The sequence below is a fragment of the Microcoleus sp. S13_B4 genome, from assembly GCF_036700885.1.
GTDB lineage: Bacteria > Cyanobacteriota > Cyanobacteriia > Cyanobacteriales > Microcoleaceae > Microcoleus.
On sequence record NZ_JAUBPU010000044.1, the window covers coordinates 23534 to 47301 of the forward strand.

The following is a 23768-nucleotide window of genomic DNA, read 5'->3' on the forward strand; positions in this document are numbered from 1 at the left end:
ACAATTTCTTGTCATTGCGATCATCGCGAAGCACTGCAAACAATTGACAGATTAATCGATAGCACACAATATCATATTCCAGCGAAGCAAACGATCGTTGAATTAATATCAATTTAAAAAAGTTTTCCTACAATCCTCAATCTTATACCAATTATTAAAAGTCGCCACTCCCCCTCATGACAAGGATGTGCCGTTTCCCTACTGTATTTGATGCGATTGAAAACTCCTATAAAATTAGGTGAGTCATAGTGAGATAGTATGTTGTGGAGGCAATCGCTAAAAATACTCTTCAGATCAATCTGAGGGTAGACGGCAAGAGTTCAAATCACCTGTTATCGTTGAAAATATAGCCCTACAGATTACAACTCTAGGTTATTATGAATGCTTGGCGCGATCGATTCAATCAATTTACAGGTAAAACTAGACTGGCAGTTTGCCGGGTGTTCGTTCACCTAACAGGCGAAGAAGTTGCACCGCTGTTAGGAGTTCTCAACCGCACCGCCAGAAAAGCAATTGATGCCGATGGCGACATAACAGTTTTAGGAGAAGGTCTTGTAGAAATTTGCAATCACCTGTTGCAGTACGACAACTACTGGCAATCAGCCGCCAACGAAGGCGATGTTTTTTGGAATGAAGGCGAAGCGGGCGATTATGTGGATGAACTTTTCATTGATTCAGCCGATCGCTATCTCAGCGAGCCTCAATACAGTACATCTGTTTACGATAAAAATTCCCCCTTGTCTTTGCCTGTAACTAGAAATGTGGTGGTGATGCTGACAGTTGCTTATGAAGGCGAAGTTCCTGCCCTAGAAACTGACCTCGCTGACATCAGCCCGCTGAAAGTCGGTTTAAAAGCACTGATTAATTTACATTACCAAGAAAGGCTCCGAGCTGTGCAAGTTCATTTTTCTCCTGCACAGTTGGGAGACGAACTTACCAACGACCAAGTGTTAGTCAATTTCCCCGAACTTATTCCGCTTTAAGGAAGGAACAAGTTCTGCAACGCATTCAGTAACGGATGTAACTGATGTTACGGCTCTAACCGATGTCGGTAAGGAGGAAGAAGGAGCAATTATCAAACAACCCATGCCCACTTACAAATTATAAATTACTATTTATGATGCTGCGAAAACTGACAATTTATTTAATGGCTTTAACTTTTTTGTGGACGGCAACCGGCTGCGGTTCACCTCGGACACAAACTTATACAAATCCTGCGGGCAATCCAAATATTAACACAGTGCGCCCTGCACCAAATAATAACTTAAGTCAAGGTCAATATTCAGTACAGCAAGCTACCTACGACGATGCGGATGGCGAATACAGTTTAATGTTGCTGAATACTCCCGCCGGCAGTCCCCCAGTTTACCGCACTAGGGATTTGCAAATGGCTCGCTTAACAGAGGAAGAAATATCGGCAGGCAAGAAAAGTTATCTAAATTTGGATAACAATCAAGCGGTTTTGCATTTGACAGAAGATTTTAAAATTGAGTACGTTCACAACGTTACCGAAACTGTTCCTAATCCTCAAACAGGCCAGCCACAAACAGTGGTGGTTCGGCAGCAGTCAGGCTTCTGGGCGCCGTTTGCTGGGGCTATAGCTGGTCAGGCGATCGGCAGTTTGTTATTTAGACCGCAATATTATATGCCGCCAGTCTATCAGCCGGGAATTATGACAGGATATGGCGGCTATGGCAATACTTATAGCCAAGCTGTTAACCAATATCAAACTCGCTACCGAACTCCGCCTCATGAGGTGAGAAACCGTCAAGTTTTAAGGACGACCGGCCGCTTGCGCTCGCCCACATCTAACCAGCCAGTAACACCCTCCGCACGTCCAAATGGTAATCGATCGACCGGTTCGGGTTACGGTGGCAGCACTTTGAGGCGATCGCCGCAGCAGCCTCAAAATCAATACAAGCGACAGCCGAGTTTTGGTAGTGGTAGGAATTCTCGTCAACCGAGTCGAAGTCGCTCTTTCGGGAGTAGAAGGCGCTGAGTAGAAAATTGCGAAAATCAGCAACGGAGATCCGTAAAAGTTGATTTTATCTATCCTCCGGATGCCACGCCGGCGCAGGTATAGAGAGTGAAAACTTGGGAATAATTGATTTAGCCTTCTGTGTTTCCCCCAGACCCAAAAAATATGTGATTTAATTTCTACATTGATATGTAGGTGACAATATGTCTTCTTCACAACCCCCGTCAGGGGAAAAAAACCCTCTAGGATTGGATGAATTGATTGCGATCTTGGTTGCCTTCGGCACGATGGGAGCAATTTTATTTTGGGTAACGGGTAAAAATCCCGATCGATTGAATGCAAGAAATTGGCAATTTCCAGCCGTTTTTTCTCAACCTGGTGTTACGCCCGCCAGCCCGGGAATATTAACGCCTGCGGCGCCGAATTCGGATTTGCGATCGCCCGCTACAACGCTCATTCCTTCACAACGGGAAGTCGCACCTGTTGCACCTTTAGGGCCGATTTTACCGCAAAATCCTCCCGTGGGGGTGATCGTTGTTCCTCCCAAGCCAATTGCGCGATCGACTCCCGCTCCAGCAATTACCAAACCGAAAGGCGATAAACCCAAGGCCGATAAACCCAAAGTTGGGCCCGTTAGATTCTCCGATGTTCCAGACAAATATTGGGCGCGTCCGTTCATTGTCGCTTTAGTCGATGGGAAAATTTTTGCTGATTCTACCGACAACAAATTTCGCCCCGACGAACCGATGACGCGAGCCGAACTAGCCCGCTTAATTCAGCGAATGTCCGACGATAAAAAGCCGATCCGAAAACCGATTGATTTTAAAGACGTAAAAGACAAGAGCCCTGCCGCTCCTGCGATCGACCACACCGTCGAAACCGGATATCTTAAAGGATACCCAAACAATGAGTTCCGCCCCGACAAACAGATTCCGCGTGTCGAAGTCATTGCCGCTTTAGCGAGCGGTTTAAACCTGAAACCATCAACAAAAGCGACCAAAACTTTACAAGTTTATACAGACAGGGCAAAAGTGCCGAAATGGGCAGTTAACAAAGTAGCAGCAGCCACGGAAGCTGGCATTGTTGTCAACCACCCGAAGCGCACACTTTTGCAGCCTAATAGAACAGCAACTCGCGCTGAAGTAGCAGCCATGATTTACCAAGCTATGGCAAAAAAAGGCAAAGTACCTGCTAAGTCTTCTGAGTATCTGGTGAAGCCTTTAAAGTTGTCCAAATAGTATTTTAGGGGCGTTGCTCCTAGCCCGCCCCACAATAACATTTAATCCCCCTTGTTTGTAGTCAGGACTGAAGCCCTCATTACCAAACAACTAAATTAATCTTGAAACACCATAATACTGCCCGAATAGCAAGCTACCCAAACCTGATTAGTGTCGGGATCGTAAGTAATCCCGATAGGGCTTGAATTAACATTAACTTTTTGCAGCACTTTCATATCGCTCGTCCTAACTTTGCTAACAGTATTCGAGAAATAGTTCACCACATAAAGCAGTTTGCCTTCATCAGAAATAGTCATACTGCGAGGGGCTTTTCCAGTAGCCACTTTGTCCACTAATTTACCCGTTTTTAGGTCAATTTTTGCCACATTTCCTTCACCATTTAAAGTGGCATACAGATACTTTCCATTGGGATCGATCGTCAAATGACGCGGCGCATTGCCAATATTTCTCAGCCATTCTACCGAAAAGTCTATGAGATTCACTTTCGCAATATCGGAAGAACCCATGATGGCAACATAGGCATTTTTTGAGTCAGGAGTGATAACAATACCCCGAGGATATGCACCGAGTTTCACGCGCTCGATTTCGAGATTTTTATTGATATCAACTACGCTCAAATCCCAACTGCACCAATTGCTAGCTAGCGCGAAGCGATTGTCAGGCGAAACAGCATTGAATTTCGGAACTGCACCTACAGGAATTACCTTTTCTATTTTCAAACTTTGGGTATTGATGCGGTACAGAAAACTTTGGTCGTGTTTTGCCGCTGGAGAACACCTGTCGCTCCCCGGATTCCTAAACCCCGAACCGTACATTTGATAGTTGGATACATAGGCATATTTGCCATCTGTTGAAAAAGCAGCTTCTACGGGAGAGCCTTGATAATTACCTTGGAATTTAGAAAAGCCGAACTTCGACAAGTTTACTGTATCCGGAATAGTCTTGACTAATTTAAAGTTCCTGTCGTAAACTGTGATTGTGTGGCGGTACATCATGTTTTGAGCAAAAAACAAACCAGAGCCCGAGTAAACTATTGATTTTGGCGAGATGTTGCCGTAAATTATTTTTTTCAAGGTCATTTTTCCTTGAGTATTGTCGGGAGGATTTACTAGCCTTTTAGGTGGTAATTCACTTTCTTTTTTCTCGGGTTTTTCAGTTTTAAAGGGTGGCAGAGAGGGTTCTTGAAATATAGGTTCTTGGGTCTGAGTTTTAGTTGGATTTTCTAGTTCATTTTTGCTTTCTGTGGCGGTAGGAGATGGCGAAGATTGATCGACATTTGGCGCGATTTTTTCCGCAGGTTCACTACTCGCCTCCTCCGGCTTACCTTTCAGTGCTGACAAGGTTTTAGGACCAACAATTCCGTCAACTTTCAGGTTGTTCTCTGCTTGAAACTTTTTCACAGCAGCCTGGGTGAGAGAACCGTAAAATCCTGTAGCCCTACCGCGAAAATAGCCTGCGTTTTGTAGAGTTTTCTGGAGTTCGGCTACTTCCGAGCCTGAATCACCTTTTTTGATGGCGAGTGAGGGATTGACTAAATTGAAAATTGTGAGAGCGATCGTAAAGAAAAGTAAAGGAGTAGAGGCTAAATTCAGGTGAATTTTTGAGTGGGTCGATCGAGTTTGACCTGCAGCCGTTTCCCAAGTTTCAGCTAAATGTATGTAGGCCAGTCCGTCCATAGTTTTCACCGGGTATTTTTGGTGCTATGATACACCAATTAACATTGATTAAAGAGAGAATATTATTATAATCAAACTTAGGGTAAAATCTCCGAGCAGTTTTTAATGGTGTAAGCAAGTAGGAGCGATCGACAATGAGGAGTGGGGAAAAAACAACCGCAGAAGCAACGACAAAAGAATCCCGCCAGACGGTGCTGGGGGACGGTGACGGGGGACTGTGCCAGCGGGCTTGGGTAGAAATGGATTTAGCAGCTTTAACTCACAATGTAAAACAGCTTAAAAAGCTCTTATCTCCCCACACAGAACTGATGGCAGTTGTGAAAGCAGATGCTTACGGGCACGGTGCTGTTGCAGTCAGTCAAATAGCATTGCAAGCAGGTGCTAGTTGGCTGGGAGTGGCGACAATTCCCGAAGGAATAGAATTGCGAGAAGCTGGGATAGAAGCGCCGATTTTGCTGTTGGGGGCAACCCATACAGCCCAACAGGTAAAGGCGATCGCCCATTGGCACTTGCAGCCGACCATTTGTACTGCCAAACAAGCCCTAATTTTTTCGGAAGTTCTCGCTGGTCTTAACCAATCTTTGCCTGTTCACGCTAAGTTAGATACGGGAATGTCTCGCTTGGGTACGCCCTGGCAGGAAGCTACAGAATTTGTGCAATTAGTCAAGCGGTTGCCCAATTTAAAATTAGCCAGTATTTACTCTCACTTGGCGACAGCAGATAGTCCCGACCCCGCAGTTATGAGAGAGCAGCACCAGCGGTTTAAACAGGCGATCGAGCAAATTAAAATAGCAGGAATTACCCCCCCTCGCCTCCATTTGGCCAACTCTGCTGCCGCCCTCGCTGACCCGGATTTGCACTACGATTTAGTGCGAGTCGGTTTAGCTACCTACGGTCTTTATCCAGCACCTCACTTGCAGTCGAGATCCAATTTGAAGCCCGCAATGCAGGTAAAAGCTAGGGTAACGCAGGTGAAAACAATTGAAGCCGGAACCGGCGTCAGTTACGGCCATCAATTTATAGCTCAGCGGCAGACACAGATTGCCGTAATTGGTATCGGCTATGCAGATGGCATTCCGCGCAATCTTTCTAATAAAATGCAGGTTTTAATCAGGGGTAAATTGGTGCGGCAAGTGGGCGCGATAACGATGGATCAATTAATGCTGGATGTAACGGATATTCCCAATTTAGAAGTCGGCGAAGTGGTGACGCTGTTGGGCAAAGATGGGGAATATCAAATTAGTGCTGACGATTGGGCCGCGACTTTAGGGACTATTTCGTGGGAAATTCTCTGCGGTTTTAAACACCGATTGCCCCGCGTAGCAGTAAACTATTAACATTAGTCCGGCAGGGGTTTAAACCCCTGGCTCATAGCTAAAGTCGGTTTAAACCGACTCAAGAGTTTGAAGGATAAAATTATCGAATTTAGTCCTCTAAAAAAGGACTTTCGCTATGAGACAGGGGTTTAAACCCCTGTCGGACTCTCGTAATAAGCGATAATACTGAGACTGCAATTCTCACTTTCCAAGTCCCAATTCCCCATTGATATGACAGTTATTCAGACGTTTTTACCAATAGCCCAAACCTTCTATTCTCAACTAAATGCAGAAAGAACACAAGCCTTGGAACTAGCCCAAGAATTCTCGAAAAAATTCGTAGAATTGGGGTTTAAAATTATACCTCAACTGCTGTGGGCGATCGGCATTTTGTTAATTACGCGATTTGCGATCGGCTTTGCTGGCCGCGTGACTCGCCGAGCTCTGAGTCGCACCGAAGCCACGCTGAGGAAATTCTTAGTTCAAGCTGCTGAAATTACGATTTTGGTAGTCGGAGTAGTCGCCACTTTGAATCAGTTGGGAATTCAAACTACCAGCGTGGTTGCGGTGGTGGGTGCAGCGGGTTTAGCCATTGGTTTGGCGTGGCAAAATACTTTGTCGCACTTTGCTGCTGGGGTAATGTTGATTAGTTTGCGGCCCTTTGAAGTCGGGGATGGGATTGAAGCTGGCGATGTTAAGGGAGTAGTGGATAGCATCGGGATTTTTTCAACAACCGTGGTGACAGACGATCGCATAAAAATTATTGTCCCGAACAATCAGTTGTTTAACGGTACATTGAAAAATACAACGGCAATGGGAACGAGGCGAGTTGACTTGAGGATTGATATTGGCGATCGGCCAATTCGTCCAACTGTAGCTGAGTTATTAGAAATTGCCCACTCTCACCCGCTGGTGCTGGAGAATCCGCCCCCGACTTGTTTGGTAGCCGAGATTACTCCCGATACAACTATTTTATCTCTCCGACCTTGGTGCGCGTCGGTGGCTTACGAACAAGTGCGATCGCAAGTTCAACAATACGTCAAAGAGGCCATGGATGCCGACAAAAATCCAGAACAATAGATATCTCTCTAAAATCTAAAATCCCAAATCGATCCGAGGTATTTCCCATGAGCAAGTGGTATCCGCAGCAAATTTTGCAAGAACCCGGTGTCAGAATGACCGCAACGGAGAAAGAAACTATTCTCAGCAAATTTCCGCCTCCCGACGAAAACGGTCAAATCTATGCCGACGGGGTTTTTGAAGGCGGTGGCGTGCGCGGCGTTGCGTTTTTAGGAGCACTCAGGTGCTGTAGCGATTTGGGCATCCGCTGGCGAAAATTGGCAGGTACTTCTGCCGGTGCAATTACTGCCGCAGTATTGGCAACCGACTTGTCAATTGATGATTTAGAGGAAATTTTAGGACAGCTCGATTACAGCATATTTTTAACTAAAAAAAACAGCCCTTTAATTTTAAACGGCGACCCCGCCGACGACTTGCAATCTCCTGCTTGGACGCTGCTTTTCCTAACAGTTAGCCGTCAGATGGGAGAATATTCCGCGCAGCCGTTCCGGCAGTGGCTGGAAGCCATGCTCGGTCGAGGTAACTTGCACACTTTTGCCGATGTCAAACAAATCGTAAAAGACCGGGAATTAAAAGTAGTAATATCTAACCTCACTCGCGGTGAAATGTTGGTGCTTCCCGACGACTTACAGCGGCAGGAATCGGCGGATTCCGATGCTTTATACCAGCAGTTGCAGCTCACACATCCAGAAGATTTTAGCGTGGCTGAAGCCGTTCGGTTGTCGATGAGTATTCCCCTATTTTTTGAACCGGGAAAACTGGGCGATGACTTAATTGTAGATGGCGGAATTCTGAGTAATTTCCCCCTGTGGATTTATGACAAACCATCCGTCGGTTCGACTCCCGCTGTGCCCCGCTGGTTTACCTTTGGGTTTCGATTAGTTGATAGTGGAATTGAGAGTAAAGTTAAGATTGATACTCCGCTGTCGATGCTGGCGGCGATGTTCAGAACGATGATGAAAGCAAGAGACCGCTATCACCAGCGGGAAATGGATAAAGGCAGGGTGATTAATATTGATGTGACTCAAGCTGGGGTGACAACGACGGACTTTAATCTCGATGCCGATCGCAAGGCTCACCTGTACCGATTGGGATATTTGTATACTAAGAGGTTCTTTTTGAGTTCCAATTTTAGTTGGGAAAAGCACTTGAAGGCTAGGGGCTTTGGGGCAGAGGCTGGCGGTTGAGGGGGCGAAAAGTATACAGAGTAAGGGATTGAGGAATTTTTAAATTAGGGGTTGGCAAGAAGAAGATGTGTGTGCTATAGTTAGTTACTGTCATCTTGGAGAGGTGGCTGAGTGGTCGAAAGCGGCAGATTGCTAATCTGTTAAGGGTGTTAACATCCTTCGAGGGTTCAAATCCCTCCCTCTCCGTTCTATTCGAGATTTATGTAGGGACACGGGATTGCCGTTTCCCTACGAGTCTCAATACTGTATTTGAATCAAGATAGTCGCAATAATCAACTACTTAATCTAATTAAGTGCTTTCATCGCTTCGACAACTTGCCGCGATATAAATGGCAAAATCTCTTCATTCTTGCTATTGTCTTTCCCCTCGGTAAATACAACTAACAAATACGGCCGCAAGCCCGATATTTCAATATAAGCAGCATCGTGACGAACTTGACTTGTCAGTCCCGCTTTTGACCACAATTTTGCTGATTCGGGCAATCCGCCACCTACAAAACCTGTAACTTGATTTTCAGGATCTGCCTCTAATTCTGCTGGGTCTAAACTGCGTTTCATTAAACCCATCATTTCTTGCGATGCTTGGGCCGAAACAGCTACGCCGCCGATTATACTGTGCAGCAAACGCGCCGCTGCATTTGTCGTCAGCATATTTCTATTTTCCATTAATTCTCCCAGAAATGCTCGCTCGCGACCGTAGGGGCCGTCACACCAGGTTTTTTGATTGGCGTTAATATTTTGTAATTCCGGCCAATCTAATGATTGAAAGTAACGGTTGATGAGGTTTCGCTGCTGTTTCCAAGTTTCAAAGGGGCCTGGTGATAATTCTGGGCCGCTGGTGGTGCCGGTGAGCGCGTCTACTACTAAACTGGTGGCGTCGTTGCTGGAATCCACTATCATATCTCGGACGGCGCGTTCTAATTCTGGCGATGTTTGAATCATGCCTTTTTGCGCCCATTCCCAGATGGCAACGAGGTAGAATAATTTGACGATGCTGGCTGGATAAATTCGTTCGGAAGCTCGGTTGCTAAAACCTCGGGGTTGATATTTCCAAAATTCTTCTGCACTCAGGGCACCGCCTGTATTGACTCGCACCGGCGGATCGTAGACTATCCAGGTAATGGCTATACGATCGCCACTTAATCCTGTAAATTTTGACAATGCGGAGTCTATAATGCTACTGCCGAGGGTTTCTAATTGTTCGTCTTTGTGAAAAAATGTCATGGTTAATGGCTGACGGTTAACGGTTAACGGCTAGCAGCTAATGGCAATCTATCGTTAAATGCGAACAATTAACAGCAAACAATGAGCAATTAGCAATGGCCAATTATCAATTATCTGATGTTGTGGAGTACCGAGCCCGATCGCACATAAATATTTACGATTCCCCAAAGTGCGATCGATTGGCCACTCAAGCAGCCCTAGGGCGGCATTTACGTGCCGTCGAACTCCCCCTCAACCAGAGGGATGTAAACTTGGATACAACCGCTGTGATGGTGCGGCTGTGCGAAGATGATTATCCGGGATGGCTGGATTTTCGAGATGTTGAGTTGCTCGATGTGGCAGAAACAGTGTATCATCCTCGGATGCTTTCTGAGGCGGAAATTCGGGAAAAATTGCCAATTGCAATTACTTTTGCTCGTGAGGCTATGAACCAATCCAATTATTATCTTTGGGGGGGTACAGTCGGGCCAAATTATGATTGTTCTGGCTTGATGCAAGCTGCTTTTGTGGCTGCGGGCATCTGGTTGCCGAGGGATGCTTATCAGCAGGAATCTTTTACTAAATTTGTTAGTATTAGTGCTTTAGAACCAGGGGATTTAGTATTTTTTGGTACGCCGGAAAAAGCAACTCATGTAGGATTGTATCTCGGAGATAATTGCTACATTCACAGTTCGGGACAAGCACAAGGTCGCAACGGTATCGGTATCGATGTTTTGTCGGAGGATGGCGATCGAGTCAGTCAAGCTTATTACCAGCAATTGCGGGGATATGGTAAAGTTGTGGCCAGTTATCAACCTAGTTAGTTGTTGACGGTTGACTGTTGACGGTTGACTGTTGATATTATCGAATAAAAAAATGGACGCTGCATTATTTTTGGAAAAATTGGCTAGACAGCAAGCTGAGGCTGAGGTTGTTCTCGACGTTTCAGTGGTGGTGCCGGTGTATAATGAGGTGGAAAGTTTGCCTCATTTGATTGAGGCGATCGCCTCTTCTATCCAACCATCTGGACTCAGCTATCAAATTATTTGTGTAGATGACGGTTCTAAGGACGGTTCTGGTGAACTTCTCCAGCAGTTAGCCAGCACTCGCGATGACCTTTGTGCTGTAATTTTGCGCCGCAATTACGGGCAAACTGCTGCCATGTCGGCAGGTTTCGATCGCGCGATCGGCCGTGCTGTTGTTACCCTTGACGGCGATTTGCAAAATGACCCTGCTGATATTCCGCTGTTGTTGGCAAAGTTAGATGAAGGCTACGATTTAGTGAGTGGCTGGCGGAAAAATAGGCAAGACAATACTATTAGCCGCTTGATTCCTTCTAAAATTGCGAACTGGTTAATTGGTCGCGTTACAGGCGTAACTTTACACGACTACGGCTGTTCTTTGAAAGCTTATAAATCCGAGTTAGTCGCAGACTTGAATCTCTACGGGGAATTGCACCGCTTTTTGCCGGCGTTGGCGTTTATTGAAGGGGCGAGAATTGCAGAACTTCCGGTGCGACACCACGCCCGCCGTTTCGGTCAAAGTAAGTACGGGATTTGGCGGACTTTTCGGGTGTTGATGGATTTGTTAACTATTTCTTTTATGAAAAAGTTTCTGACTCGACCGATGCACGTTTTTGGACTTTTGGGACTAAGTTCTATGACGTTGGGAACGGTTTTAGGGATTTATTTGACTTTCCTAAAATTGGCTTTTGGTCAAAGTATTGGCAATCGTCCTTTGCTGATTTTGGCTGTGGTTTTGCTGTTAACGGGAGTGCAATTATTTTGTTTTGGTTTGCTGGCGGAAGTGATGATGCGGACTTATCACGAGTCGCAGGGAAAACCGATTTATCGGGTGCGCGAGGTGTTTGGTTCTAAATAAGAGTCAAAGGAAATCGGCGGTTGAAACCGCCCCTACACAAACAAAAGACCTCTTGCATTCATTCACTCTTCTTGAAATTATCGGCGTTTATCTGTGTTTATCTGCCTTCCATCTGCGGTTGTTCTATCCATCAAAAATTTATGCAAGAGGTCTAAAGGAAGTCGGCCGTTGAAACCGCGCCTACACACACGAAGTCCTAGCCCAGAGACACTAAGAAATAAAGGGAGTATTTAAGCCAGACGGGATCTAACTCTTAACTCCTAACTCATTACTTTTTGTGCTTGTCGGAGAGATTGAATAGTTGCGATCGCGTGTTGGGAGACTGCATCTATTTCTGCTGCGGTATTAAACCGGCCAATGCCGAACCGAATTGAAGCATAAGCTAATTTGTCCGATCGCCCGATCGCTGCTAAAACATGAGATGGAGATATTTTTGCGGAAGTGCAAGCAGATCCCGAAGAAACTGCCGCCGCCGGTTGCAAACCCAACATCAACGCTTGCCCGTCAACCCCGCCTACACTAATATTGAGATTCCCCGGCAATCTCTTAGTAGCGTGACCGTTGAGATAAACATCGCCCAATTCACTCAAATTTTCCCACAAACGCTGCCGCAAATTAACAACTCGTTCTGTTTCCGACTGCATTTCTGCAATTGCCAATTCTACTGCTTTGGCAAACCCAACTATTTGGGGTGGGTAGAGAGTTCCCGATCGCATTCCCCTTTCGTGGCCTCCTCCGTGCATTTGCGGCGCTAGCTGCACTCTTGGTTTGTTGCGGCGCACGTACAGAGCACCGATGCCTTTTGGCCCGTAGATTTTGTGGGCTGTCAAGGACATTAGATCGATATTCATCTCCTCTACATCGAGGGGAATTTTCCCGATCGCCTGTGCCGCATCTGTGTGGAAAAGAATGTCATTTCCGCGGCAAATTGCTGCAATTTCTGCGATCGGCTGGATGACGCCAATTTCGTTGTTAGCCGTCATCACTGAAACTAAAATTGTCTCCGCGCGAATCGCTTTGATCAAATCGCCTATATCAATCAGCCCATCGCTTTTCACCGGTAAAACCGTGATGTCAAACCCTAATTTTTGCAAATAGGTACAGGGGTCGAGAATTGCATTGTGTTCGGTTTTTACTGTGATAATGTGCTTTCCTTTACTGAAATAAGCTTCGGCGATGCCTTTGATCGCTAAGTTATTTGCTTCGCTTGCGCCGCTGGTAAAAACAATTTCTTCTGGGGAGGCGTTGATCGCTTCTGCTATGATTTGTCGTGACTGTTTTACCGCTGCTTCTGCTTCCCAGCCGTAGACGTGGTTGATACTGGCTGCGTTGCCGAATTGTTCGGTGAAATACGGCAGCATCGCATCAAGTACCCGTTTGTCTACGGGGGTTGTGGCGTGGTTGTCGAGGTATATAGGACGTGCGGACATAGTGCAGTTTTGGGTGAAAAAAGTGTTAGGTTTATTGTAGACGAGCCCCTTGTTCTACTACAAAACTTTATAATTAACAAATATTTGTAAAGATTTATGCGAGCTGACATTCAGGGATTAGAAATTACTCTCGGTGAGCTCAAGCACCTCACCGGCGCGGGGCCCGATCGCGTATACCGGCCGCCGACAGCGACTAAGTTTGCCCGCGAAGCTTTGAAAACTGTCGGTTTAATTGTTTTGGTTCTAATCAGTTGTTGGCTGCTGGTTGCCATATTTCCTAGAGCTTATTTGTTGTGGTTCGCCCTTCACTTGGCTGCGATCGTCGGTTTAATCTTTGAGGATGCGTGGAAAATTCAGTGCAGCCGGCAAAACCAACATTTAATTAATCTTTTTGATGATGTCGATCGCTATAATGGTATAATCGAAGCGATCGCAATTAACGATCGGATAGAAGATGCTGGCAATGCGGAAGTCAAAATCGGCGATCGCGCAAAAGTAATTCAAGCTTTGCAGCTAATCAGAGACGATTTAGTTAGAGCTTTGAAAACCGAAAGAATTCTTAGGGAAAACAAAAAATTTGTCGCTACTAACTCAGAATTGTTTGCCAATAACTTAAGAAATTTGAATGCCCTGCAAATTAGCGATAGATCGAGCCAGCCGGGACGATTGCTCAACGAAGCTTTGCAGGTAGCCGTGGAAGTTCAAGCAGAAATGAAAAAGTTGCAAGATCGAAACGCCACTAATTTTAAAAATGGCAAAACTTAGTAGTGTGCACGGCTGCGTGCGCCTCTTAGCCAGTAGCAATATGCAGCTTACTGAACCGCTAGAAGTCAAACACATTCTCCAAATTATAAGTTATGAGAATTGTGAAAAAAATATCATAACTATTGTAAATTTTTTCCTGTTACGTAACAGGTAAGGATATCTTGGAAAGGTGACGTTAACAACCAGGTCAGTATGTCTTCTGCCAAACCCAAGATTATAGTTCTCGACGACGATCCGACAGGTTCTCAAACCGTGCACAGTTGCTTGCTGCTGACACGTTGGGACGAAGACACCCTGCGTTTGGGGCTGCGCGACAAGTGCCCGATTTTCTTCATCCTGACAAATACTCGATCGCTAACTCCGGAAAAAGCAGCCAGTGTCACCCGCGAAGTGTGCCAAAATCTCAAAAAGGCGATCGCCAGCGAAAAAATCGAAGACTTCATAATAGTTAGCCGTTCCGATTCTACCCTGCGCGGTCACTATCCCATCGAAACCGACGCGATCGCCGAAGAACTCGGCCCCTTCGACGCTCATTTTCTAATTCCCGCCTTTTTTGAAGGAGGAAGAATTACCCGTCACAGCGTACACTACCTAATAGTTAACAGCGTCGAAATACCAGTACACCAAACCGAATTTGCCAAAGATTCAGTCTTCGGCTACAGTCACAGTTACCTGCCAGATTATGTAGAAGAAAAAACAAAAGGTCGCATCAAAGGTGATGCAGTAGATCGCATTTTACTCGCAGACATCCGCTATGGAAGTTTAGATCGACTGATGGACATGACAGACAACCAATGTGCAGTTGTTGACGGCGAAAGCCAAGCCGATTTAGACACATTTGCCAAACACATTCTCGATGCAGTCAGTCAAGGCAAAAAGTTTTTATTCCGCAGCGGGGCGAGTATTTTAACCTCCTTAGCTGACCTCGGCCACCAGCCCATCGCAGCCGACAATATGGCAAAATACGTGAGGGGCGGCAAACCGGGTGCAGTAATAGTTGGTTCCCACGTTAAGAAAACTACAGATCAATTAGAACGCTTGTTAAAAGAGCCCAATATAGTTAGCATTGAAATAGATGTCTCTCACTTGCTAGAAGATTCACCAGAGTATCGCACCCAAATGCTGGATGAAATTCTCGAAAAAGTCCGCACTGCTCATGCCGATGGCAAAACACCTGTAATTTATACCAGCCGCCAGGAGCTACAATTTAAAAATGCGGAAATCCGGTTAAAATTTGGAGAGGCGGTTTCTGCTTTATTGATGGATATCGTGCGGGGAATGCCTGCGGATATCGGGTTTTTGATTAGCAAGGGCGGCATTACTTCTAATGATGTTTTGAGTACAGGTTTGTCGCTGAAAAGTGTCAGGCAAATCGGTCAAATTATCGCAGGTTGTTCGGTGGTGAAAACCGAGGCAGACCATCCTCAGTTTCCCAATTTACCAGTGGTTTTGTTTCCGGGAAATGTGGGGGATAGCCATGCTTTGGCTACGGTTTACAAACGGCTGAGCAAGTAGTAGAGCTCGTTGCATCGTAGATTAACGCAGATGAATTTAGCTTCAAGTCAGACAGAAGAATGTTCATCTGCGGGTGGTCGATTGGCTTCAATGCTCGATCGAACTTTATGGCAACTGCCACTGCACGGCAACTTTAAAAAAAAATTCTAGTCTACTTTTGGCTTGCCAAATCCAGCCGAATATGATATGGTAGAGAGTCTGTCTGTAAGTCAAAGCGATCGCCAAAGTTGAAAATCGCCTCATCGTTAGGCACTATCAAAAAAATTAGATTTCTCAAAAATACTTACCTCAGAACTCTACATATAGGGCCAACAGCACCAGAGCTACTGCTATCAGTAGCGTTTCCAGCTTGTATCAGCCTAAATTTTAAAATTAAGTAAAAATTTTCAGATCGTAATTTTCAGCTCAAAGGATTAGCATATAAGGGTGACAGAACATTATCATCCCCTAAACTCATTAAAAGATGGCCATTGGTTCAAGCTGATCTGTGGGGCGAGCTTTCAACACCTACCGGCTGTACGGAATCTCACCTTGGCTTACACCCTAGCAGGCGCTGACTGTATCGATGTCGCGGCAGATCCCGCCGCCGTCGCCGCAGCGAAAGAAGCCCTACAAGTGGCCAGCGAATTACAGGCAAGAACTCAAAACCGCAGGTTTGGCGGCAAAGGGTTGCCGTTGCTGATGGTGAGTTTAAACGATGGAGAAGACCCGCATTTTCGCAAAGCCGAATTCAACCCAGCCGATTGTCCGGTGGACTGCTGGCGGCCGTGCGAAAAAATATGTCCAGCCGAAGCAATAGTTTTTCAGAGTGCTGGCAGTGGTTTTTCCGGGGTGATAGACCAGCAGTGCTATGGCTGCGGTCGCTGTCTGCCGATTTGTCCGAGCCAACTGATTTATACTCGTTCTTACGTGTCTGCTCCCGCCGCGATCGCACCTTTAATCTTGCAATCCGGTGCCGACGCCCTAGAAATCCACACGCAAGTAGGCAGAGAGGCAGATTTTGCGCGACTTTGGTCGAGCATTGCTCCCTGGGTCGCTCAACTCAAGGTAATAGCAATTAGTTGCCCCGATGGAGACGGTTTGATTGATTATTTGCGGACACTCTATAAAATAATTTCCCCCCTTCCTTGTCCCCTAATTTGGCAAACAGACGGTAGGCCAATGAGCGGAGATATCGGAACAGGAACTACTAGAGCCGCGGTCAAACTCGGTCAAAAAGTTTTGGCTGCCCAGTTGCCGGGATACGTGCAACTTGCAGGCGGCACTAATGCTCACACTGTCAGCAAGTTGAGAGCCGAGGGACTGATGAAGGATGCCGGGAAAAATTTGTCAGATCCCCCTGTCCCATATATTGCAGGTGTAGCTTACGGCAGCTATGCCAGGGTTTTGCTATCACCAATTTTAGAACAGTTAGAAACAATCCAGACCGATCGAGCCTATGCCGTTCCGGTGGCAGCCGCGCGCCCAGGAGCCGGAGTTCAAACATCTCGGCTACCTCAGCTCGAAGCCGTCCCAGAACTTCTCTCGGAGGCCGTGAGTTTAGCTTGTTCTCTAGTTTCCCAGCTCAAAGAATTTTAGTCAGAAGTTATTAGTCATTAGTCATTAGTTAGAAGTAAAAAACAACTGACAACTGACAACTGACAACTGACAACTGACTAAAAAGTTGAAAACGTCACCGAACACATCGAGGCGAATGCAGATTACAGACGACCTCAACAGATTATTAGACATCGTGCCAGATGAGATCCGGCAGCCCTTAGAGCAGCACCCGCAGCGCAACAATCTCATTGAGATTGTCATGGATTTGGGCCGCCGACCTGAAGCTCGTTTTCCATCCTTGGCCGAACCTCTTTCCCAAACACCGGTTTCCAAGGCAGACCTCAACTATTGCATCGAGCGAGTCGGCCACTTCGGCGGCGACAATCGAGCCGGTATCGAGCAAACCCTGCACCGAATTAGCGCCCTACGCAACCGCAGCGGCGAGATTATCGGCTTGACTTTGAGGGTTGGTCGCGCTGTGTTCGGGACGATCGGCATTATCCGCGATTTAGTGGAAACCGGTCAGTCAATTTTGATGCTCGGCCGCCCCGGTGTTGGCAAAACCACGGCCCTGCGCGAAATCGCGCGCGTTCTCGCTGATGACTTGGAAAAACGTGTGGTAATCATCGACACCTCCAACGAAATTGCCGGAGATGGAGATATTCCACACCCAGCGATCGGCAGAGCTCGCAGAATGCAAGTTTCCCGTCCCGAACTCCAGCACCAAGTCATGATCGAAGCAGTGGAAAACCATATGCCCGAAGTGATCGTGATTGACGAAATCGGCACGGAACTCGAAGCTTTGGCGGCTCGGACGATCGCCGAAAGGGGCGTGCAGTTGGTCGGTACCGCCCACGGGAACCGGATCGAAAACTTGATGAAAAACCCGACTCTGGCAGATTTAATTGGGGGCATCCAAGCGGTGACGCTGGGAGATGACGAAGCAAGACGGCGCGGTTCTCAAAAGACGGTTTTGGAGCGCAAAGCACCGCCAACTTTTGAAATTGCCATCGAAATGCTCGAACGCGAGCGCTGGGTAATCCACGAGCGAGTTGCAGATGCGATCGACACTTTGCTGCGGGGACGCGAACCGCACCAGCAAATCAGAAGCGTCAGCGAGACTGGAGAAATAATTATCGAGCGCGAGTCAGCCGCTCCCCCCGCCCGGTTTCCGGGGATGGCAGCTTCCAGCGGCCCGGCTGCTGTATCAGCAATCCGGCCCGTCACACCGATCTCAGGGTGGCGGAGTGCTGGCAAAATGGTGCCGATGCCAGCTCCCAGCGAGAACTTAGCTGCTAAGAGCGCGCCGGTTTCTGAGACTCGGTATTTTGAGCAACTGCTCGAAGAATCCCTGTCCGTCGAACCGGTACCCAAGGCCGGACGTTATTCCCATAATGTCGGCCCTAACGGCGAAGATTTGCCCCTCCACGTTTATCCTTACGGCATACCTCGCCACCAGCTCGAACAGGTGATTTCGACGCTGAACCTGCCGGTACTGCTGACGAAGGATATTGAGAGTGCTGACGTGGTTGTGGCTTTGCGATCGAACGTTCGGAACCAGTCGAAATTGAGGCACTTGGCCAAAACTCGCCAAGTTCCCGTGCACACAATTAAGGCCGCCACTATTCCCCACGTAGCCAGAGCTTTGCGGCGCCTGTTGGACATGGATGACCCGGGCACCCCGGAAGTGGCAGACCTCGCCTTATTCGCCCGCAGCGGTTCTTCTGACGAGCTCGAAGCTCTCGAAGAAACCCGCTTGGCTGTAGAGCAAATTGTCATTCCCAAGGGACAGCCGGTGGAACTCCTACCCCGTTCTCCCAACGTCCGTAAAATGCAGCACGAACTTGTGGAACACTATCACCTGAAATCCCACAGTTTTGGAGAAGAACCCAATCGCCGCCTGCGGATATATCCAGCTTAAAGTTGGAGATTGGTGCGTTTGAAGGCAGAAGGTAGAAGGCAGAAGGGATAATTTTTTCCTGGCTTCTACCTTCTGCCTTTTTCCTTTAAGTAGCTGGCAAGTTTCTGATATGATGTGGTGTAACACTGTTCTTGTTAATGCGATCGGCTAAATTCCCAATTTATAATTCCCAATTTATAATTCCCAATTCCCCATACTTGAAATACACGAGCTTACAAGTTCCCCAATTCCTAATAGTTCAGCTACGCACTATCCTTCCGCTCCCTTCGCCTTCGCGAACGGACGAGCCGCAGGCTAGCAACTATGCTCAGCACAAACTCAGCACCAGCTCAGTAAAAGTTGCCACTGCCAAAATTATTAAACGAATCTACCTGAGTTGACATGAATGATTCCATAATTCAGCTATTTATTAACTTAATTACTACTGAGATTGGAGTGCGAATCAGATCCCAAGATCGAGCGGATTTGTCTCATAAAATCCTGAGTCGAATGAGAGCAATAAAAATCACGGAACCCGAAAAATATTATAAAATTTTAACCGATAAAAAAAATGGAGGTAAAAATGAATGGATCGAATTAGTATTGCTATTAACAACAATTGAAAGTTATTTTATGCGAGATAAAGGACAGTTTGCTCTGTTAAAAAGAGTAATTTTTCCTGAATTGATAGAGCAGAAAAGAAACTTGCACAAGACATTGGGAATGCAGCCGACACTGCGAATCTGGAGTGCGGGCTGCTCCACCGGTGAAGAACCTTATTCTTTAGCTATTGTTTTAAAACAGTTGATTCCCGATTGGGAGCAATGGAAAATATTAATATTAGGTACAGATATCAATGAAAAAGTAATCAAAAAAGCGCCCCAGGGAGTTTACAGTCATTGGTCGTTTCGCTTGGTTGAACCGCAGATACAAAAGCAGTATTTTCATCAGAGGCAAAATGATTGGGAAATTAATCTAGAATTGCGCCAAAGTGTCAACTTTAGCTGTGTAAATTTAATCACAGATGAGTTTCCTAATATTTACCAAAATATTTATAACATAGACTTAATTTTGTGTAGAAACGTTTTTGTGTATTTTGAACATAAGTATATTTCACTGGTACTGAAAAAATTTTCCAAGACCCTCAGACCTGGAGGATATTTAATGACTGGTCACGCTGAAGTTTTCGGTCAAATTATGAACGAGTTTGAACCCAAGATTTTCCCGGAGTCGGTGGTGTATGAGCGTCGGAATTCATTACCGGAGGAAGGCTGTGAAATAGAGTCTAGGGTTGCGACGGTAGGGGAAGCCAACTCGGCATTTCGGGAATTCCCGAAAGCAGATACTATGGGCGATGATAGTGGTGAGTTGCTAACAGGGGAAACGAGGCCACCTAATGTTACTACTAACAGCAATTTTCCCCAGATGCCGCCCGTATCAAACATAACTAATCCGCTGGGAAAAATGCTGCCCTCTTGCTATGTGGAGAACGGCTTGCCGAACAATGTCGTGTCAGTTACAGAAAAAATAATAGCAGAAAATACTCAAAATAAAACGCCTCAAATGCTCATTTTAGAGGCTAAAAAATTATTTAAAGATAAAGATTATGCTGAGGCAATCAGCAAGGCACAAGAGGCAATAGACTTGCAGGGGCATAATTTTGATGCTTATTTTTTAATCGCTCAAGTTCAGGCAAATGCCGGGAATTATTCTCAGGCAATAGAATACTGTAATCGAGCTAGGAAAGTAGAGCCTGGCTCAGTATATACTGATTATTTACAAGCTCAAATTGCTGAAGAACAGGGGCAATTGGAAACAGCAAAAAAATTATTAAAGAGGACTATTTATATGTGTCCATCTTTTGTTTCAGCTTATATAGAACTAGGGAATATATACCATAAAGAAGGTCAAGTAAAAAGAGCTATTAAAATGTACACTTCATCTTGTGAAATCCTGAAAGCACTACCGCCCAACACTCCCATAGATTCACAGGGGAAAATGACAGCTAGTCAATTGCTGATGAATGTTAAAAAAAAGTTGTTAAGATTATACAGTAAAGAAACTGTACACTAAAATATGGAAACTAAACCGTATCTTATCTTTGAACAGAACGGTTTTCTCTGCGGTATAGAAGCCTGTTATGTTCGGGAAATTTTCTTTTTGCCGGAGTTGACAGCAATTGCAGAAGCACCTCAAGATATTGTTGGGGCGATCGACCTTCGGGGCGAAATTCTACCCGTGATGGATCTGAATCTTCGTTTTGGATACGCTTGGCAAGAGTATGCTGTGACAGATAGTACGATCGTCATAGAGTGGCAAGAATCGAAAGTCGGTATAATTGCCAATCAAGTTCGCGAAGTTAAGGAAATCTCAGAAGATGCTATCACTCCGCAGCTATCTTACGGGCGAGAGAATTCAGAAGCCTCTCATCATTTTGTAGCTGGATTGGCCCGCTGCGAAGCCGATATTATCATGCTGCTGAACCTCGATTCCCTAATTAGATCTTCTCCCAAAAAGTCCGAGGAAAGCTGGCCTGTTTCTCCAAGCAATGCAGGTAATAAAGAAACAGCAGGTGAGTCAGACACGGAAAATTTACCGTGGTCAATAAATGCAAAATTGTTAGGCAAAAATCCTAAAAGTTTGAGCAATCGTCACGTTTTTTGCCCGCCAGCTACGCCGGAAGAAAAGGCAATTTTTAAATCGCGGGCTAATAATTTGAGGCTGCAAGGCGAGGGGGAAAATGAGGCGGCAATTAATATCTCCCTGGCGGTGTTGGTTTTGAATGGTGAATACTTTGGTATTCCGTTGGATATAGTGCGCGAATTTACTGATATTAACCAAGTAACTCCGGTTCCTTGCACTCCCGATCGCATAGTGGGAAATATAAATTTACGGGGAGAAATTGTGACGCTAATTGATATTCGCAGTGTTTTAAATATGTCTTTAAATATGTTGGATACTGCAAATTATCTCTCTAAGGCGATCATTGTTGAAGTGGCGGATTTAGTCGCTGGCATAGTGGTTGACGAAATATTAGATATTATATACTTAAATGTGTCGGAAATGGCTGCTGTTCCGGCAGCGCTGCATTCTGCTAACCGCGAATATCTACGGGGGACGGCTATTTACGGGGAAAAAATGATGGCTATTCTGAACTTGCAAAAACTGCTGACAAAAGGAGGAGTTGTTGTTGATGAAGAGGTTTGAATCAAATCAAGAACAGGACTTACGCAAAGCCTATGTATCATGAGTCAAGTGAAGCATCTGGCTTGATACTTCATTTCCTTCGCAATCCCGATCCAACGCACAGCTCAGGACTGGTAAGGATCGGGACTCAGCATGAGATAATTATCTTGAAATGCGTGCATGACTAAAGAAGTTAGTTATACCAAATCCGCTTTTCAAGCGATATTTCACTAAGGAATCTAATTCCTGTATGCACTTACTTAAATTAAGGAGAAAAAATATGTTGGCTAACTTAATAAAATTAAATATTAGAAATAGAATGCTGCTTGCCTATGTAGCACCAGCAGCTATATATTTAGGTTGCCCTGTGCTAATTTATACAACGACAGAACAGGTATTGAAGAATTTTCAAGAAGTAGAAAGGATCGAAAAAGTGCTCAGTCACACAAATAATATGTCTGCAGGTGCTGACCAAATGGTACGGGGTTTGCGCGGGTATTTGATTAATAAAAATCCGCAGTTTTTAAATGATTTTCAAACAGGTGGAGAATTAGCTCGCCAGTCGGCTAAGAGTGTGGAGTTTATGATTAAAAATCCAGAGCAGAAAACTCGTTTAGAGAAAATGCTTTATCTATCCAACGAGTATTATGATGGTTCTAGCGAAATAGTTAGGTTGTTACAACAAAATAAGACAGCGGAAGCAGTGGCTATATTTAACACAGGAAAAATGACAAAATTTGTGGATGAATTTGTGGAAGTGAATCGGCAATTTCGCGAAATAGAATTAGATTTGATTAAGCAATCCACAAAAAAAACGAAGGAATCTTTACTTTTATTGAGTTCGGTATTGGTATTTGGTTCCGTATTTTTATTGGTGTTAGGTGCGGTTATAGCTTGGCTGATTTCATCACGAATTGCCCAAACTATCGATCGGGCAATTAGCTCGATCGCCTCTTCTTCCACTGAGATTGCAGCTACCGTGGAAGAACAGGAACGCATGGCAAGTCAGCAAGCAGCTTCAGTAAATCAAACTACTACTACAATGGACGAATTGGGAGCATCTTCCAGGGCGACATCACAGCAGATCGAAACCGCCGTGGTTCAAGCAATGCAAGCCTTAAATTTAGCTGGAGGTGGCACAAAAGCTGTAGAACAAACTTTAGAAGCAATGGCAACTTTGAAAACTAAAGTTCAAGATATCCAAGGACAAATTATAGAGTTGAGCGAACAAACCGATCACATTCGTAATATCTCAACTTTAGTTAGCGATTTGGCGAATCAGACTAATATGTTAGCACTCAATGCTGCTGTTGAAGCAGTGCGGGCGGGAGAACACGGCAAGGGGTTTGGCGTGGTGGCGTCAGAAATTCGCAAACTTGCCGATCGCAGTAAAAAATCAGGAGTGCAAATTAATCTATTAGTTGCTGATATTCAAAGGGCGATTAACTCAACGGTAATGGTGACAGACGAAGGGACTAAAACAGTGGAATCGGGCGTGAATATTGCCTCAGAAACCGCAGCGGCATTTGCAGGAGTGACCCATGCCATTAACAATGTGGTTTTGAGTTCTCAGCAAATTTCGCTGAATGCCAAACAGCAATCGATCGCGATCGAACAGGTAGTGCAAGCTATGAACTCCCTCAATCAAGCCGCAGCCCAAACCGCTTGCGGTATCAGTCAAACTAAAGTCGGCACTCAAAAATTGAATGAAGCAGCCTTAGATTTGAAAGCAGTTTTGTAGGAGACAAATAAATTATGAGTACCCAAAAAGGCCAAATATATCCTTAAGAATTAAAGCACTGTAGTTTAGACTAACTAAAGATGAGAACGGTGGCTTTCAGAAGAACTAGAGCCACCGCGCCGGGAGAGAATGA

At 45.5% G+C, this 23768-nt stretch carries 18 protein-coding genes, 1 tRNA gene and 1 pseudogene; 17 read left to right on the top strand and 3 right to left on the bottom strand.

Translation table 11 applies throughout. From position 1 onward, the window contains the following. Window positions 1–377: 377 nt before the first annotated feature. From QT994_RS20035 to QT994_RS20045, 4 genes and pseudogenes are all read left to right on the top strand, one after another. Complete coding sequence (locus tag QT994_RS20035; RefSeq protein ID WP_333046795.1) at window positions 378–983, top strand: DUF1517 domain-containing protein; 606 nt, start codon at window positions 378–380, stop codon at window positions 981–983. 134 nt (window positions 984–1117) lie between these two features. Then, the gene (locus tag QT994_RS20040; RefSeq protein ID WP_333177442.1) at window positions 1118–1999 is read left to right on the top strand and encodes a hypothetical protein; all 882 of its coding nucleotides are present in this window, start codon (window positions 1118–1120) and stop codon (window positions 1997–1999) included. 18 nt (window positions 2000–2017) lie between these two features. Further along, window positions 2018–2083, top strand: a pseudogene (locus tag QT994_RS27900) (DUF3370 family protein); the annotation flags it as partial. Between the two features lie 98 nt (window positions 2084–2181). Next, on the top strand, window positions 2182–3216 hold the full coding sequence (locus QT994_RS20045; protein WP_333177444.1) for an S-layer homology domain-containing protein: 1035 nt from the start codon (window positions 2182–2184) through the stop codon (window positions 3214–3216). 95 nt (window positions 3217–3311) lie between these two features. Here QT994_RS20045 and QT994_RS20050 read toward each other — a convergent pair whose 3' ends face one another. After that, window positions 3312–4892, bottom strand: a complete 1581-nt coding sequence (locus QT994_RS20050) for a peptidoglycan-binding protein (RefSeq protein WP_333177480.1) — start codon at window positions 4890–4892, stop codon at window positions 3312–3314. Between the two features lie 134 nt (window positions 4893–5026). Here QT994_RS20050 and alr point away from each other — a divergent pair, with 134 nt between their 5' ends. The 4 genes from alr (at window position 5027) to QT994_RS20070 (ending at window position 8661) form a co-directional block, all read left to right on the top strand. Continuing rightward, window positions 5027–6229, top strand: coding sequence for an alanine racemase (gene alr, locus QT994_RS20055; protein ID WP_333177445.1), 1203 nt, complete (start codon window positions 5027–5029; stop codon window positions 6227–6229). A gap of 210 nt (window positions 6230–6439) precedes the next feature. After that, a complete protein-coding gene (locus QT994_RS20060; RefSeq protein ID WP_333046799.1) occupies window positions 6440–7288 on the top strand; it encodes a mechanosensitive ion channel family protein in 849 nt (282 codons plus the stop codon). 47 nt (window positions 7289–7335) lie between these two features. After that, entirely contained in the window at window positions 7336–8475 is a 1140-nt protein-coding gene (locus tag QT994_RS20065; RefSeq protein WP_333177447.1) for a patatin-like phospholipase family protein, read from the top strand. Between the two features lie 97 nt (window positions 8476–8572). Continuing rightward, window positions 8573–8661 (top strand) — tRNA-Ser (locus tag QT994_RS20070). Between the two features lie 99 nt (window positions 8662–8760). Here QT994_RS20070 and QT994_RS20075 read toward each other — a convergent pair. Continuing rightward, on the bottom strand, window positions 8761–9699 hold the full coding sequence (locus tag QT994_RS20075; RefSeq protein WP_333177449.1) for a serine hydrolase: 939 nt from the start codon (window positions 9697–9699) through the stop codon (window positions 8761–8763). 95 nt (window positions 9700–9794) lie between these two features. On the opposite strand from QT994_RS20075, the gene QT994_RS20080 reads away from it, so the two are divergent. Then, window positions 9795–10502 (top strand): C40 family peptidase, encoded by a 708-nt coding sequence (locus tag QT994_RS20080; RefSeq protein WP_333177452.1) that lies wholly within the window; start codon window positions 9795–9797, stop codon window positions 10500–10502. A 52-nt stretch (window positions 10503–10554) separates the two neighbouring features. Continuing rightward, entirely contained in the window at window positions 10555–11559 is a 1005-nt protein-coding gene (locus QT994_RS20085) for a glycosyltransferase family 2 protein (RefSeq protein WP_333177456.1), read from the top strand. A 260-nt stretch (window positions 11560–11819) separates the two neighbouring features. Here the strand turns inward: QT994_RS20085 and QT994_RS20090 are convergent, their stop codons facing one another. Next, on the bottom strand, window positions 11820–12989 hold the full coding sequence (locus QT994_RS20090) for an IscS subfamily cysteine desulfurase (protein ID WP_333177459.1): 1170 nt from the start codon (window positions 12987–12989) through the stop codon (window positions 11820–11822). A 96-nt stretch (window positions 12990–13085) separates the two neighbouring features. Here QT994_RS20090 and QT994_RS20095 point away from each other — a divergent pair, with 96 nt between their 5' ends. The 7 genes from QT994_RS20095 to QT994_RS20125 all read left to right on the top strand — a co-directional run bounded on the left by QT994_RS20095 (window position 13086) and on the right by QT994_RS20125 (window position 23635). Beyond that, complete coding sequence (locus QT994_RS20095) at window positions 13086–13754, top strand: hypothetical protein (protein ID WP_333177462.1); 669 nt, start codon at window positions 13086–13088, stop codon at window positions 13752–13754. A 192-nt stretch (window positions 13755–13946) separates the two neighbouring features. Then, window positions 13947–15269, top strand: a complete 1323-nt coding sequence (locus QT994_RS20100; protein ID WP_333177465.1) for a four-carbon acid sugar kinase family protein — start codon at window positions 13947–13949, stop codon at window positions 15267–15269. 426 nt (window positions 15270–15695) lie between these two features. After that, entirely contained in the window at window positions 15696–16847 is a 1152-nt protein-coding gene (ldpA, locus tag QT994_RS20105; RefSeq protein WP_333046809.1) for a circadian clock protein LdpA, read from the top strand. 115 nt (window positions 16848–16962) lie between these two features. Further along, window positions 16963–18729 carry a R3H domain-containing nucleic acid-binding protein gene (locus QT994_RS20110; protein WP_333177468.1) on the top strand — a complete coding sequence of 589 codons (1767 nt, stop codon included), beginning with the start codon at window positions 16963–16965 and terminating at the stop codon, window positions 18727–18729. Between the two features lie 489 nt (window positions 18730–19218). Continuing rightward, on the top strand, window positions 19219–20781 hold the full coding sequence (locus tag QT994_RS20115) for a CheR family methyltransferase (protein WP_333177471.1): 1563 nt from the start codon (window positions 19219–19221) through the stop codon (window positions 20779–20781). Window positions 20782–20784: 3 nt separating this feature from the next. After that, window positions 20785–21915 carry a chemotaxis protein CheW gene (locus QT994_RS20120; RefSeq protein ID WP_333177474.1) on the top strand — a complete coding sequence of 377 codons (1131 nt, stop codon included), beginning with the start codon at window positions 20785–20787 and terminating at the stop codon, window positions 21913–21915. Between the two features lie 259 nt (window positions 21916–22174). Next, entirely contained in the window at window positions 22175–23635 is a 1461-nt protein-coding gene (locus QT994_RS20125; RefSeq protein ID WP_333046813.1) for a methyl-accepting chemotaxis protein, read from the top strand. Window positions 23636–23768: the final 133 nt, after the last annotated feature.

Bases quoted from the DNA above. Each gene is read 5' to 3' on its own strand.
- QT994_RS20120 (WP_333177474.1), top strand. From the start codon at position 20,785: ATGGAAACTAAACCGTATCTTATCTTTGAACAGAACGGTTTTCTCTGC.
- QT994_RS20060 (WP_333046799.1), top strand. From the start codon at position 6,440: ATGACAGTTATTCAGACGTTTTTACCAATAGCCCAAACCTTCTATTCT.
- QT994_RS20045 (WP_333177444.1), top strand. From the start codon at position 2,182: ATGTCTTCTTCACAACCCCCGTCAGGGGAAAAAAACCCTCTAGGATTG.
- QT994_RS20090 (WP_333177459.1), bottom strand. From the start codon at position 12,989: ATGTCCGCACGTCCTATATACCTCGACAACCACGCCACAACCCCCGTA.
- QT994_RS20080 (WP_333177452.1), top strand. From the start codon at position 9,795: ATGGCCAATTATCAATTATCTGATGTTGTGGAGTACCGAGCCCGATCG.
- QT994_RS20040 (WP_333177442.1), top strand. From the start codon at position 1,118: ATGATGCTGCGAAAACTGACAATTTATTTAATGGCTTTAACTTTTTTG.
- QT994_RS20100 (WP_333177465.1), top strand. From the start codon at position 13,947: ATGTCTTCTGCCAAACCCAAGATTATAGTTCTCGACGACGATCCGACA.
- QT994_RS20035 (WP_333046795.1), top strand. From the start codon at position 378: ATGAATGCTTGGCGCGATCGATTCAATCAATTTACAGGTAAAACTAGA.
- QT994_RS20075 (WP_333177449.1), bottom strand. From the start codon at position 9,699: ATGACATTTTTTCACAAAGACGAACAATTAGAAACCCTCGGCAGTAGC.
- QT994_RS20115 (WP_333177471.1), top strand. From the start codon at position 19,219: ATGAGAGCAATAAAAATCACGGAACCCGAAAAATATTATAAAATTTTA.
- QT994_RS20095 (WP_333177462.1), top strand. From the start codon at position 13,086: ATGCGAGCTGACATTCAGGGATTAGAAATTACTCTCGGTGAGCTCAAG.
- QT994_RS20050 (WP_333177480.1), bottom strand. From the start codon at position 4,892: ATGGACGGACTGGCCTACATACATTTAGCTGAAACTTGGGAAACGGCT.
- QT994_RS20065 (WP_333177447.1), top strand. From the start codon at position 7,336: ATGAGCAAGTGGTATCCGCAGCAAATTTTGCAAGAACCCGGTGTCAGA.
- QT994_RS20125 (WP_333046813.1), top strand. From the start codon at position 22,175: ATGTTGGCTAACTTAATAAAATTAAATATTAGAAATAGAATGCTGCTT.
- QT994_RS20085 (WP_333177456.1), top strand. From the start codon at position 10,555: ATGGACGCTGCATTATTTTTGGAAAAATTGGCTAGACAGCAAGCTGAG.
- QT994_RS20110 (WP_333177468.1), top strand. From the start codon at position 16,963: ATGCAGATTACAGACGACCTCAACAGATTATTAGACATCGTGCCAGAT.
- alr (WP_333177445.1), top strand. From the start codon at position 5,027: ATGAGGAGTGGGGAAAAAACAACCGCAGAAGCAACGACAAAAGAATCC.